Source organism: Bdellovibrio sp. CKG001 (assembly GCF_055397465.1).
The window spans coordinates 3,507,562-3,520,968 of record NZ_AP029173.1 but is presented as its reverse complement, the minus strand read 5'-3'; the positions used below and the strand labels follow the sequence as shown (position 1 = coordinate 3,520,968).

The following is a 13,407-nucleotide window of genomic DNA, read 5'->3' as shown; positions in this document are numbered from 1 at the left end:
ACTTTAGGGTGACTGTCTAAAGACCGAGCAAACCTGGACCTTGGGCTGGAAGAAGTGTCTCAGGTTAAGACTTATATTCCGGTGGAATGTGCATTTCATTGCCATCGCGAAGCGAATGATAGGTCGGGGACATGATCTCGACTTTGGCTTCGTTAAAGCAGTCTTGTAAATTTTTGCGAAGATCGGAATAGATATCGTCGAACTTGTTCGCAAGGCGGGTGTAGACGTTGAGTTCGTATTCCACATAAGAATTACCCAGATCGGTCTGGAAGATAAATGGTTTGGGGTCTTTCATCACACCTTCGGTTCGGGCCGCGGCGTCCAGCATCAGCTGATGAACTTGTCGCCAGTTGACGTCATATCCAATAGTGATGCGTGGATTCAGAATAAGTCCTTGCGAGTCCGCTACGGCACTGTAGTTCATGATATGGCTGCTGAGAATGTTGGAGTTCGGAATCGTGATATCCACATTTTTGATGGTGCGAATGCGTGTGACCAGCAGGTTCTTTTCTACAACATCACCGACTGTTGCACCGACTTTCACGCGGTCCCCGATCTGAAAAGGTCGCATGTAGGTGATAACCAATCCGGCCACCATGTTAGAAATAGCAGAACTTGATCCTAGGGAAATCAACAGCCCCAGAAAGACTGAAACCCCTTGGAAGGCTGGCGAACTCGAGCCTGGCAGGTGGGGGAAGATGATGATCAAGGTGAAGGCGAAGACCAGAAGTCGGACCAGTTTGTATGTCGGTTTGGCCCATTCAGCATGGAAGCCTTCGATTTTAAGATATCCGCTTTCGATTCGCTGGAAGAACATGCGGATGACTTTCAGAATATAGCGCATCACCAGGACGATAATGACGATATAGAAAGCCTTGGGAATATAATCCAGAATGGTCTTTAAAACCTCGCGCAAAGGCGTCAGGATATAATGAAGCATATTTTCGGACAGGTAGCGGGTTTCCGGGAAGAAAGCCAAAACCAAAGAGAAATAGAAATAAAGTACCAGTAACGTCGCCACCACGCGAAGGGCTTTCAGAAGGCCACAGATGCCCGACACCATTGCCTGTGCAGTGATGATTTCAAAATTGTGAAATTTTAGAGGGCGGATGCGACCATCACGAAGAGCCATGACTTTTAGTTGCAACCAGGGGAAGAGCCATCCCATCAGGGACAGGGCCACAATCATAATAACTGTGGCAATGCCGGCATTAAGAAAAGCGGTGCTAAGTTCTGATTCAAATAAAGTAGGCATACTTTATTTAGATCATAGAATTAAGTGTGTTGTAAACTGTGGAAGCGGAAGTATTCGCCCTCTTGGTTCAGCAGGCTTTGATGATTTCCAATCTCCACGATGTTTCCGTCTTTCAGAACAACGATCTTGTCCGCCTTTTGAATGGTGGACAGTCTGTGAGCAATGACAATCGCTGTGCGACCTTCCATCAGGTGATCAATGCCCTTTTGAACCTCGATCTCGCTGGCCGTGTCCAGCGCACTGGTGGCTTCGTCCAGAATCAGAATTGGTGCGTCTTTGAACATCGCCCGTGCGATACTGATGCGCTGTTTTTCGCCACCTGAAAGAAGATTTCCGCGATCACCCACACGTGTCTGATAGCCGTTCGGAGTTTTCATGATAAATTCATGGGCATTGGCCAGTTTGGCCATTCTTGGAATATCTTCCGGGGACCGATCAAAGTTGCCAGCCTGGATATTCTTTTCGATCGTATCGCTAAACAAGAAAACATCCTGAGTAACCAGTGCAACATTACGACGTAGGTCTTTCAGGTTGATATCCAGAATATTCGTGTTGTCGATCAGAATTTCTCCGCTAGAGGCATCAAAGAATCTTTCCAGTAGATTGACGATGGTGGATTTTCCACTGCCGCTGGCTCCAACCAACGCTATGACTTCACCGCGTTTGATCTCAAGGTTGATTCCTTTTAGGATCATTTCTTTGCCGTAGCCAAACTTCACATCTTTATAAACAAGCTTTTCCCACTGAGAAGGGAAAGGTTTGTTCGCCTGACTTTCCGGAACCTCCTGATCGGATTCAATGATACTGAATACGCGCTCAGAAGCGATGACCACCTGCTGAATACGCAGATAGGATTCCTGAAACTTCTTGATAGGCTGGTTGATCATCAATAACGAGGTGATAAAGCCCACAAAGGTTCCCGGTGTCGCGCGACCTTGGGAAACTTCATATGTGGAATATAAAAGAACGGACATGAAGATCGCAGAAGCCAAAAGCTCGGTGACAGGTCCCATGGCCTCTGTGCGTGCGTGCACCAGTTTGCGTGCAGCCAGATACTCTTTGGATTCATCCGTCAGGCGGTCGGCCATGACTTTTTCAAGGTTGAAGGACTGAATGATACGAACCCCATCCAGACTTTCTTTGATCGTAGAGGTCATTTTCTCCAGCACCTGTTGCCCCATCGGGACATACTTGCGCAAGCTGCGGGAAATGTTCTTCAAGAAGGCCCCAATGACCGGAACCAAGAGCAGAATGGCCAGGGTCAGCTTCCAATCAATTCGCAGTAAGTTGTAAATAAGTGCCACAAAAAGCAGAGGATGCAGGAAGATATCTGCCACCATGCGCAGACCATCTTGAATAACATTGATGTCATTCAGGATACGGCTGATCAAACCCCCAGAGCCGGTGGTGAAGTTGTTATGGAAAGAAAGATTCAGACGCATGAACTTCTGTTGCAGTTTCTGACGAATGCCCTGGACCACGCATTCAGCCACATAGTTCATCAGATAGATATGGAAATAACGTCCCACGGCGGCCGCCAGGGAAAGACCCAGAGCATAGGGAACCAGACGCATCACCTGGTTGAACTCGGCTCCGGCCAGATTGTCAAAAAGGGGTTTGATCATGTAGGCCAGCTGGCTATAGGCCGCGGCATGAATAACTCCGGCAACTGCGACGATGAAGATAAGTCTTTTGTGAGGTTTCAGTTCGCCAAGAATTTTCTTAATTTGTGCAACTAACATCTATGTTTTTCCAGTTTTATGAGCTCTTGTGGCTTTCAACGTATCGTTTGAGGTATTGGCCCGTCAGACTCTTTTTCACCTTCATGATGTCGTCTGGAGTGCCCGTTGCCACGATGTTTCCGCCCTTTTTACCCGCTTCAGGGCCGAGGTCAATAATATAATCTGACCCGCGGATCACGTCCAAATTATGCTCTACGACCACGACGCTGCCGCCGGTTTCAATCAGTTTGCTCAAAACCTTCATAAGCAGCTCGACTTCGCGGAAGTGTAGACCCGTAGTCGGTTCATCCAGAATGTACAAAGTGGACTTCTGTTGGACTTGAGACAGCTCTTTAGCGATCTTAAGACGCTGAGATTCCCCACCACTCAAAGAGCTGGCCGGTTGCCCCAGTTGCAGATAATCCAACCCGACCTCTTTTAGAACGCTTAACGGTTTGCGAATGTTCGGATGCGCCACAAAGAAATTCATGGCTTCGTTCACGGTCATGGAAAGAATTTCGTGGATATTCTTGTTTTTGTACTGAATTTCCAGAATCTCCGGACGGTACTTTTTACCATCACAGACGTCGCAGGGGATAACCACGTTATCCATGAACATCATGTCGATTTCTTCATAGCCAGTACCCTTACATGCCGGGCAACGACCGCCGTCCACGTTCAAACTGAATGTGCCTGCGGTATAACCACGACTTTGAGCCTCTTGCGTTGTTGCCATGATGGAACGGATGGCATCAAAGGCTTTCAGATATGTGATCGGTGAACTGCGTGCCGACTTACCAATCGGCGACTGGTCAATCAACAAAACATTTTTGATGTTCTCCACACCATCCAGTCCGGAATACTCCTGTGACGGCAGGTACTCAATGTCCAAAGCCCGCGCCAAGGCGGGATACAGAGTTTTAGAGATCAAAGTGGATTTACCAGAGCCGCTGACACCAGTGACCGTGACCAGTCGATTCAAGGGAATCACCACATCCAGATTTTTCAGGTTGTGACCCTTGGCGCCTTTCAGTTCGATCTTCACTTTGTAGTTATCGACATCCACGGGACGAACCGCCCTCAGTGGTTGAGCGCCTTTGGAGGGCTTCAAATAAGGAACCGTGTTGGATTTTGCAAAATTATAGAACTTCTCTGTCGGTCCGGAATAAACAACCTCACCACCCAGATAACCTGATCCCGGGCCCATTTCGATGATGTTTTCGCTGGCTTTGATAACGTCGTGATCATGTTCGACGATCACAAGTGTATTTCCCAGGTCTTTGAGGTCTTTTAAAATGGAAATCAGGCGATCGTTGTCACGCGGATGCAGGCCTACTGTGGGCTCGTCCAGCACATACAAGGCTTGTGACAGCCCCATGCCCAGCTGATTCGCCAAAATGAGGCGCTGATATTCCCCGCCGGAAAGTGTGCGGGTTTCACGTCCCAAGGAAAGATAGTGAACCCCTACGCGCATCAGGAACTCCAGGCGCGAGCGAATTTGTTTCAGAATTTCCCCAGCAACCTCCTGCTGATAAGCAGTCACCTCCAGTTTCTGGAAGAAGGCATTGAGGTCCTCGATGGTCATGTTGGAAAGTTCATTGATGTTCGCATTGGAAATCAAAACGTGATTGGCTTCCGGACGCAGTCTGGCACCTTTGCAGGTGGGGCATTGAAACGGACTGCGGAAGCGGGAAATAAAGACGCGAACGTGCATCTTGTATTTGATTTGATCCAGATATTCGAACAAGCCTCGAACACCGAAGAAATCCTTGTTTCCATTCCAGATCACATCGCGGTGATCTTTAGGAAGATCCTTCCACGGCGTGTGAGGATCAATCTTGGCCTTCTTGCAATATGCCAGAAGTTGTTTCTTCTCATGTGCTGCACTGGGCATCCAGAAGGGGCTCAGGGCCCCTTGCGCCAAGCTTAAGGAAGGATTCGGGACCACTTTTTCTTCGTCAATATCCAGAATGTTCCCGAAGCCCTTACAGGTTTGGCAGGCTCCGATTGGAGAATTAAAGCTAAAAAGTTTGGAGCTGAGTGGTGGCGGAGTATAACCACACACCGGGCAGGAAGCCTCTTCACTGACCTGCAGACGTTGCCCATCCGTGGCCAGGATTGTGGCTCTGCGGGTAATCAGATTCGTATTGTATTTGATACTGGCATCATAGGCTTGAGTCAAAGAATCGGCGATTCGACCTCGTTCGTCTTCATTGAAGCTCATACGGTCGATCACCAGATAGAATGTTTCCTTTGGCAGGCCTTTTTTGATGGCAGCGGCATCGCCGATTTCCACGACGGTACCCATTTCTTCAGTCGTTGTCCCGCTGGGTGAGCTTGGGACTGGAGCATCTTCAGCTTCAATCTTTTTAGATGCCTTCTTGGCAACTTTCTTTTTTCCGGCCGCTTTGGTCGTTGAGGCTTTCTTAGGCGACTCTGTGACCTTGGGAATATAAATACGGAGATAACCGTCCTGCAGAAGCAGCGAATGAAGTTTTTTGCCTTCTGCCACACGCCCTTCCGCATTAATCTCGACCATCAGATAACCGCGCTTTCCGGCAAATGTTTTCAAAACTTTGTCGGTAGCTTCAGTGACACTTTCTTTTTCAGTCGGGCAGTGGTGAGTGGGGCAATAGGACTTGCCGATCTTTTCGTACAGCAGACGAAGGTAATCAATGATCTCTGTCGTTGTGCCCACGGTGGAGCGGGAGCTTTTCACCGTGTTCTTCTGCTCGATGGAAATGGCCGGGGGGATGTTGTTGATCCCCTCGATATCCGGCTTGGGGGCTTTGTTCAAAAACTGTCGGGCATAGTTCGACATGCTTTCGATAAAGCGACGCTGTCCTTCGGCGAAAAGTGTTTCGAAGGCCAGGGAAGACTTCCCGGAACCACTGGGGCCACAGATGACTGTCATTGAACCGACAGGAATCTTGACCTCAATGTTCTTAAGATTGTTTTGTTTCACCCCCCAGAGGTGAATATCCTTCATTCAGAGAAATCCTGTTTGTAAAAGTCAGTGGCTTCTTCAGCCTTGTTGGAGGCAGCTGTTGGCTCAGTGCCCTCGACGAATGCCTGACGAATAATTTTTTTAGTAGCGGCCGAAGCCAACTTGCCAGTTTCGCTATCGATATTAGCAAACACAATACCGTCGGGCACGGGGAAAGTCATCTGAGGAAGTCCTTCGTGAGCCGCTTTCATGTAGTCAACCCAGATCGGTAAAGCAGAGCGTCCGCCAACCTCGCCCTTGCCAAGACTCTTTTCTTTGTCAAAGCCCACCCAGACACCTGTTGAAATCTGAGGACTGTATCCGATAAACCACGCGTCAAAGTAGTTGTTGGTGGAACCGGTTTTACCAGCGACCTCGCGACCGACAGCGCGAGCCCGACCGCCTGTACCGCCGGAATCTTCAACAACGCCTTTTAACAGAGTCGTCATCACATAAGCTGTGGAAGGTCGAATCAGTTGATCCGGGTCCTGGAAGAAAATGCTGTCATCCAACTTGGCTTTCTTTGGATCTTTTTGCGCGTCCTCTTCTTTGTTCCCGGCGTTCAGTGACTCGAGGTAGTTTTTGCGGCGCTCTTCGAAAGCGTCATCGATGGATTTGATTTCCTTTTCAAATCGGGCATCCAGCGAAACTGTTTTTAGCAAAGTTTTTCCGTTGGCATCATCCACTCTGTGAATCAGCATCGGAGACAGTCTTTTCCCCAAGCGACCAAATTCAGAAAACACCTTCGTCATCTCATACAAGGTCACGCTGCTGGAGCCCAAAGCCAACGTAAAGTCCGGATTCAGCGGGCTGTAGATGCCCAGTCTTCTTGCGTACTCCGTCGCCCAAGGAACTCCAACATCCTCGATGATCTTAACAGTCGGGATATTGAGGGACTTAACCAGCGCATTGCGGAACAAAATGTCGCCACCGAAGCTCTTGGAGTGATTGGATGGCTTCCAAACTTTCAAGTCGCCCTGACCTTCGGCATCGTCGGTTGCTGAACCACCTTCTTCATAGACAATGGGTGCATCCATAACCGGAGTCGCCGGATTGTAGCCTTTTTCCAAAGCCGCAGCATAGACGATGGCTTTAAACGCAGAGCCTGTTTGACGAGGGGCCTGGATGGCACGATTGAATTCACTTTTGGCAAAGTTAGAACCGCCAACCATCGCCAGGACATCCTGGCTTTGTTGGTCAAAGGAAATCAAAGCGCCCTCCACCAAGGGTTCCTGATCCAGCTCAAGTCCAACGAACTTGCTAAGATCCGGTGTGCCTGTGGTGACACCTTTCTTTTTGGAGTTCCCCTGCAAACGGGATGAAGAGAACTGATCGGCAACCACTTTTACAAGAATCACGTCCCCTTTTTTCAAGGCTTCGGACGGCTTTTTGATAGAGGCTAAATCCCAGCGCTGGTCTGAATCCGGCCTGCGCGCCCAGGTCATCGTGTCGATATCAATCAGACCCATGGTTTCAGGCAGACGAACATAGACCAAGCCTTGCGCATCGTCGATCTTCTCCACAACACCACTGACGGAGTCTTTCAGCTTGATGTACGGGGGCAGAAGAGGATGCTCTTTCATGTCCTGAGCCGTTTTCACTGGGACAATGTCAGCAAACTTTCCATCGGGCATGATAATGCGCTCGGGAGTGAAATCGGAGATCAGCTTTTTTTGGGTCTCTTTCAGGAACTCTTCGATGTCGCTGTTGTCAGAGATGTTTTTCACAGGACCACGATAGCCCTGACGCTTGTCCAATGATTTCAGACCTTCTTTAACAGCCTCTTGAGCCGCCTTTTGTTTGGTCAGATCAAGGCTTGTGTAGATGCGAAGGCCTTTATCCAGAACAAGGTCTTCCCCCAGTTGAGCCACAAGCAGCTGGCGCACAGTCTCTAGATAGAACGGAGCGAACTCTTCGTAATTTTCCCGCACATAAACTTTGACGGGTTCTTGGATGGCAGCTTCAGCTTCGTCTTTGCTGACAAATCCCACATCCGCCATACGACGCAAAACGTAGATCTGTCGTTCTTTGGCGCGAAGGGGATTGCTGACCGGACTGTAGCGCGAAGGCGCCTGGGGAAGTCCCGCCAAGATTGCCATTTCTGAAAGGGTCAGTTTGGAAACGGGCTTGCGATAGTATGTCTGGGCAGCTTGTTCGACACCGTAGGCCCCTTGACCGAAGTAGATCTGATTCAGGTACAGGAATAGAATGTCTTCCTTGCTCAGGTTGCGTTCCATCTCCATGGCAAGCAGGATATCGCGCAACTTACGAGTCAGAGTTTTTTCTGAGGATAACAGCAGTGTTTTTGCCACCTGTTGAGTGATCGTGGATCCACCCTGCACCGATCGGCCGGCGCGAAGATTGGCCAAAGCCGCACGGAAGATGGCTTGAGGGTTGATTCCTTTATGCGAGAAGAACTGATCATCTTCGGCTGCGAGGAAGGCATTGATTAGATTCTTGGGAATCTTGTCATAAGGGACGAGAGTTCTTCTTTCACGGAAGAACTCGCCGATTTTTTTATTATTGCGATCATAGACCTGACTGACCAGCAAGGGCTGATAGTCTTTGACTGTGATCAGTTGAGGCAGGCCGGACTTTACTGATTGGATAATAAGATACGCACTGAGGATGCCAATAAGACCGAGGGCGACGAAGAATAGCAGGATCTTTTTTAACACTGTGGGGGGCTCCTTTAATAAGCCCCCATTCTAACAGTGTGAAAGGGTAGGGTCTAGGGACACTGGCCCGAAGGCTAGTTGCGCGTCCCTCGGGTTTTTTTGCTCTCGCGTGCGGATCTTTTTGTTTTTGCCGAGGCTAAAGAGCTTTCCAGGTTGCAGTCGGGGTCCGCGCTGGCGATGACGCCATTGATTTTGGCTATTTCGCCAGAAATCTCAGCCGAAGCTTCATCGGCAGTGTATTCAGCACTTTTCTTTGGCGCTGGCGAACTTTTCAGAGTCATCAGCTCGTTGGAGGCAGTTGTGAGGGCTTTTTGCAAACTGGCCTGGCGAGTTGCCAAAGCCTGAAGTCGAGTTTGAAGCTCCTGTTGTGCTGCCGTCATTTTTTGCTGGGTCAATGTCATCAGGTCTGTAACCTTCTTTTCAGCAGCCGTTTTCTTCTTAGAGGTGGAATCCTTCATCTGTTGAAGCTGAGTGGCCGCCAGATTTAATGTGTCATTGAGTTCATCCATGCTGGATTCTGCAGAGCGGATTTTGTCGTCCAGAGCCTCAACTTCTGCCTGTGTGTCCTCGCTGACCTTGATTCGCGCCTGTTGGAAGCGGTTCATACATTTTTGGAAAGCATCAAGAGCGGCCGCCTTTTGAGCCTTGGCTTTGCTGATATGGTTTTTGCTGGAATTGCCACTCACATTGCCGTACTCTTTTGCGGCTTTCAGATACTCTCCATTGCAAGTGTATTTGCTGGTCTCAGCCGTCAGCTCCAGCATCTTTGTCGCTTTATTGCGCAAAGCTGCCGTGCGAGCACTTCGCAGTGAAATCAGTTCACTGCCTTTGGCGCGCAACTGTTCTTTGTTGGAAACTTGAGCTTGCTGGAAGCTTGCCAGTTGCTCACGCTCTTCGGCGTCCAGGTCTTCTTTGGTTTTTTCAAGCTCCTGTTGGGCGTCGGTCAGAGCCTGCTGAAGTTCCGCGATCTTTTCGTTGAACTCTTTCTCAATATCCGCCTTTTCCTGACCCAGATCCGCAATATCTTTTTCTGTATCTTTAACTTCCTGGTTCAGACGTTTGACTTCATCAAAGTAATCGCGACCATTCATCTGAGGGCAGGAGGAGCCCAAACTGGAATTTACCGGAAGCCCCAGAACTGTGCCGATGGCGTCGGTGGTGCTGAACTCTTCATTCCCAATGGTTTCAGCACAGGATTCTGCCTTGGCCACACAGTTTGATCCGCTACCCAATCCGGCTTTACGGCAGGCGGTACCGATAGCTCTTTCCGCTTCAGCAATTTTATCCCGAGCGTTGTTGCACTCCTGCTTCTTCATTGTGTTTTCGTAGGCTTCAGGCGAAATTTGAACAGAAACCCCTGGAGCCGTCGGTTGAGCGTAAGACACAACAGGAGTCACAAGGGAAGACATGCTCAGAAGATTGATAACTAATTTGACAGTTGATCTTTTTTTAGAGTTTGAAATCGTACTCATTTGATTTCCTCCCCGATGATGGTTACTGATGCAAGTGCAGTACCAATTATCGGCAGGGGCGATCAAAAGGTTTACGTCTCAAAATGAGAAAAGCCCGGTGGGAACCGGGCTTTGGTAAGTCTTAAGCAACAGCGCTTGTGCAGTTCGGGCACTTGCGGGCTTTGACAGGAATCTGAGAGCAGCATTCCGGGCATTCTTTGGTTGTTGCTGGGGCCGCCTCAGGAGCCTTTTGCATCTTATTGGCCGCTTTAACGATCAGGAAGATGGCAAAAGCCACGATCAAGAAGTCCAAAACGATATTTAAGAACAGTCCATAATTGATGGTCGCGACCCCTGCTTGCTTGGCGGCTTCAAGAGTTGCGTAGGTTTCGCCATTCAAAGCAACAAACAAGTTTGAAAAATCAACTTTTCCCAGTCCCAAACTCAAGACCGGAGTTAGGATGTCAGCAACGAAAGAAGACACGATCTTGCCGAAGGCGGCACCAATGATGATACCCACGGCCATGTCCAGGACATTGCCGCGCATGATAAACGTTTTGAACTCTTTAAACATGGTGGTTCCTTTCTTAGAACTTCGCAACAAGGTTCATTGTAGTCGTAGTTGTCGTGTACTTGCCACTTGCTGGCAATTCATTCTGATATTGTAATAGGTAAGCCAATTTCAGAGAGAAGACGGAGTTTAACATAATGTTCAAAGAAGCCTCTGTGTTGAACAAATATGCTTCAGGTTCAGTGAAGTTAGGCAGATATTCCGCCCAGTATTTGAAGGACAAAGTCTTATCCAGTGCTTTGTTGAACTCAGAGTACAAACGACCCATGTTGTCGTTAGCAACTGTTCCGGCTGTGGACAAGGTCTTTTGGTAACGATAACCGACCTCGAAGAACCAGTTCATGGCATCGCTCTTGATCAGGGAATACTTCAAACCAAGATCCGTCGAATCCCTTTGTACGTATCCGTTGAATACATCACTTTCAGCTTTTTGCCCCGCAAAGACTCCAAGATAATCTGTCAATTCACGTTCATAACGAGCCCCGGCTTCCCAGTTGCGCGCACTTTCAACACCATTAGAGTCCGTCTTCAAGTAACGGCCAAAAGTGGTGTACACATTTTTTTCGTGTGTATAGACAGCTTTCCCTTTGGCAGCGTAGCTCTGGGAGTCACTGTTGCCACTGACGACAACCGCACCTGCCTCTGCTTCACCGGTGAAAGGCTCTGCTGCCATAGCAGAGAAGGAACAAAGCAAAGCGAAAACACTTGCCGACAATGAGAACAATTTCATAGCAAAATCTCCTTTTATTTAGACAGGCTTTGACTCTAGATTTTTTTCGACCCTCATCCAAGAAAAATGTGGTGAGAAACACAGCAAAATCTGCTATTTTCTGTTCGAGGTTTGTGAAGGTGCAAAAGGGTTTTAATTCAGACATTACAGTGCGAGGGCAGAAGTACCACATTCAGACAGAGGATTGGGGAGTACAGAACCCCTATCTGGTCAGCAGAATTTTCTGCAACGGTGCGGTCCTGAAGACCATTAAGACACCTTACGACACCGTCTTGAAACTCGGGTCGACTCAGTCAGAAGAGGCCATCAAGTTGGCGTTACGACGCCAACACAGTACCGTCATCGATACATTGATGGCGGGAAGCATGCCGTAAAATCCCAAAAAACAGGATTTCTCTCTAAAACCTCGACTTGTGGCGAGTATTCATCAGCCCCCATCTTTCATAAGATGAAGGGATGATTGAATTCTCTCACGTCTATAAGACCTATCCTGGCCCTGTTCATGCCTTAAAAAATGTTGATCTGCGCATCGACAAGGGTGAGTTCGTATTTCTGACCGGGCCCAGCGGGGCGGGTAAAACCACATTGTTTAAAATGATCTCAGCTTACGATGTGGCGACCTCCGGTGACGTGAAAGTGGCCGGCCATGATCTGCTGACCATTCGGGATTCTCATATTCCGTTCTTCCGCCGAAAAATTGGTGTGATTTTCCAGGATTTCAAACTGCTGAAAGATCGTACCATCTTTGAAAATGTAGCCTTACCGCTGCAGGTTCGTGGCGACAAGGCTCCGGCGATCCAGCGTCGGGTGTATGAAGTGCTGGAACAAGTGGGTTTGGCTCACAAACACGATCAGTATCCCGATTTTGTGTCTGGTGGTGAGCAGCAGCGAACAGCCATTGCCCGCGCGATCATCCATCAACCGGGTGTTCTGATTGCCGATGAACCGACGGGAAACCTTGATCCCCGCTTAAGTGAAGAAATCATGGATCTTTTGGAGCGGGTTTGTTCGCAGGGAACGACCGTGTTTGTGGCAACCCATGACCACGAAATGGTCAAGCGCCGCAACAAGCGCACCTTGTTGCTTCAAGATGGAATGATCGTGGGGGACACCAAGTGAGACCTCCAAGAAAGAACTGGGCCTTGAAGCTTTCCACTCTGGTCGTTGTCACAGCTTGTTTTGTTGTGATGGGAGCGGCCCTGCTAATTTCACAAAATTTCCGCAGCATCCTGACTTTGTGGGGCGAAGACGTGCAGATGACTGTCTATCTGGCGCAGGATCTTTCCGATGCAGGGCGCGAGGATCTTCAGGCCCGACTGAAAGAGCATGAAGAAGTCGGGACGGTGACGTTCATTTCTCAGGAAAAAGCCCTGGGGGACTTTCGCTCTCAGATGGCCAGCTATGCTCCGGACATTTCCCAGGATGAAGAGCTGTTGCGTTTGATCCCGGCCAGTTTTCAGATTCAACTGAAGCCTTCCGTGGCCACCGCGGATCAGATGCCGGTGCTGCAAAAAATTTCCGAACAGGTCCGGGGTCTTCAGGGTGTGGAAGAAGTCAGCTATGGGCAGGACTGGGTCGAAAAGTATGCGGCTTTGGTCAGCGCTATTGAAATTACTCTGCAGGCCCTGTGTGTGGTGATCCTGCTGGCGTCGTTGTTTGTCATGTCCAACGCCATTCGAGCCTCGGTTCAGTCACGCAAGGACGAAATCGTCGTACTGGAAATGATTGGCGCAACACCTTCGATGATTCGCAAACCGTTTATGATGGAAGGCGCCTTCCTGGGAGTGTCCTCTTCCGTTATTGCGATGGGGCTGTGCTTTGTTGTCTATGTCGGCATCAAAAATTTACTGACCACCAAACTGAGCTTCCTTCAACTGGGGCAACACATCCAATTCCTGGGGCCGGTGGTTCTGGTGGCTTTTATTCTTATGGGAACCGCTTTGGGAGCTTTGGGATCCTATCTGTGCGTGCGCCGAATTAATGACGGGTTTGCCGGAAGTCAGGGGACATAGTTT

General features: G+C 49.1%; 10 protein-coding genes. 3 read left to right on the top strand and 7 right to left on the bottom strand.

The features are described 5' to 3' along the window. Positions 1–64: 64 nt before the first annotated feature. The 7 genes from ACZ50P_RS16600 to ACZ50P_RS16570 all read right to left on the bottom strand — a co-directional run bounded on the left by ACZ50P_RS16600 (position 65) and on the right by ACZ50P_RS16570 (position 11,392). Positions 65–1,255 carry a mechanosensitive ion channel family protein gene (locus ACZ50P_RS16600; protein ID WP_464132457.1) on the bottom strand — a complete coding sequence of 397 codons (1,191 nt, stop codon included), beginning with the start codon at positions 1,253–1,255 and terminating at the stop codon, positions 65–67. 20 nt (positions 1,256–1,275) lie between these two features. Continuing rightward, entirely contained in the window at positions 1,276–2,997 is a 1,722-nt protein-coding gene (locus ACZ50P_RS16595; RefSeq protein WP_464118894.1) for an ABC transporter ATP-binding protein, read from the bottom strand. Positions 2,998–3,013: 16 nt separating this feature from the next. After that, positions 3,014–5,965 (bottom strand): excinuclease ABC subunit UvrA, encoded by a 2,952-nt coding sequence (uvrA, locus tag ACZ50P_RS16590; RefSeq protein WP_464132455.1) that lies wholly within the window; start codon positions 5,963–5,965, stop codon positions 3,014–3,016. Then, positions 5,962–8,640, bottom strand: a complete 2,679-nt coding sequence (locus tag ACZ50P_RS16585; protein WP_464132453.1) for a penicillin-binding protein 1A — start codon at positions 8,638–8,640, stop codon at positions 5,962–5,964. Before ACZ50P_RS16585 ends, uvrA begins: the two co-directional genes overlap by 4 nt. A gap of 74 nt (positions 8,641–8,714) precedes the next feature. Further along, positions 8,715–10,112, bottom strand: a complete 1,398-nt coding sequence (locus ACZ50P_RS16580; protein ID WP_464132451.1) for a hypothetical protein — start codon at positions 10,110–10,112, stop codon at positions 8,715–8,717. Between the two features lie 121 nt (positions 10,113–10,233). Next, on the bottom strand, positions 10,234–10,665 hold the full coding sequence (gene mscL / locus ACZ50P_RS16575; RefSeq protein WP_464132449.1) for a large conductance mechanosensitive channel protein MscL: 432 nt from the start codon (positions 10,663–10,665) through the stop codon (positions 10,234–10,236). 13 nt (positions 10,666–10,678) lie between these two features. Beyond that, positions 10,679–11,392: a DUF481 domain-containing protein gene (locus tag ACZ50P_RS16570; protein WP_464132447.1), complete on the bottom strand. Its 714-nt coding sequence runs from the start codon at positions 11,390–11,392 to the stop codon at positions 10,679–10,681. A gap of 119 nt (positions 11,393–11,511) precedes the next feature. Between ACZ50P_RS16570 and ACZ50P_RS16565 the strand changes: the two genes are divergently transcribed. The 3 genes from ACZ50P_RS16565 to ACZ50P_RS16555 all read left to right on the top strand — a co-directional run bounded on the left by ACZ50P_RS16565 (position 11,512) and on the right by ACZ50P_RS16555 (position 13,404). Continuing rightward, complete coding sequence (locus ACZ50P_RS16565; protein ID WP_464118887.1) at positions 11,512–11,766, top strand: hypothetical protein; 255 nt, start codon at positions 11,512–11,514, stop codon at positions 11,764–11,766. Between the two features lie 82 nt (positions 11,767–11,848). Then, positions 11,849–12,511 (top strand): cell division ATP-binding protein FtsE, encoded by a 663-nt coding sequence (gene ftsE, locus ACZ50P_RS16560; RefSeq protein WP_464118886.1) that lies wholly within the window; start codon positions 11,849–11,851, stop codon positions 12,509–12,511. Continuing rightward, complete coding sequence (locus tag ACZ50P_RS16555) at positions 12,508–13,404, top strand: cell division protein FtsX (RefSeq protein WP_464118885.1); 897 nt, start codon at positions 12,508–12,510, stop codon at positions 13,402–13,404. Before ftsE ends, ACZ50P_RS16555 begins: the two co-directional genes overlap by 4 nt. Positions 13,405–13,407 lie beyond the last annotated feature (3 nt).

Excerpts from the sequence above, each read along its gene's own strand:
- ftsE (WP_464118886.1), top strand. The coding sequence starts at position 11,849 with ATGATTGAATTCTCTCACGTCTATAAGACCTATCCTGGCCCTGTTCAT.
- mscL (WP_464132449.1), bottom strand. The coding sequence starts at position 10,665 with ATGTTTAAAGAGTTCAAAACGTTTATCATGCGCGGCAATGTCCTGGAC.
- ACZ50P_RS16600 (WP_464132457.1), bottom strand. The coding sequence starts at position 1,255 with ATGCCTACTTTATTTGAATCAGAACTTAGCACCGCTTTTCTTAATGCC.
- uvrA (WP_464132455.1), bottom strand. The coding sequence starts at position 5,965 with ATGAAGGATATTCACCTCTGGGGGGTGAAACAAAACAATCTTAAGAAC.
- ACZ50P_RS16580 (WP_464132451.1), bottom strand. The coding sequence starts at position 10,112 with ATGAGTACGATTTCAAACTCTAAAAAAAGATCAACTGTCAAATTAGTT.
- ACZ50P_RS16570 (WP_464132447.1), bottom strand. The coding sequence starts at position 11,392 with ATGAAATTGTTCTCATTGTCGGCAAGTGTTTTCGCTTTGCTTTGTTCC.
- ACZ50P_RS16595 (WP_464118894.1), bottom strand. The coding sequence starts at position 2,997 with ATGTTAGTTGCACAAATTAAGAAAATTCTTGGCGAACTGAAACCTCAC.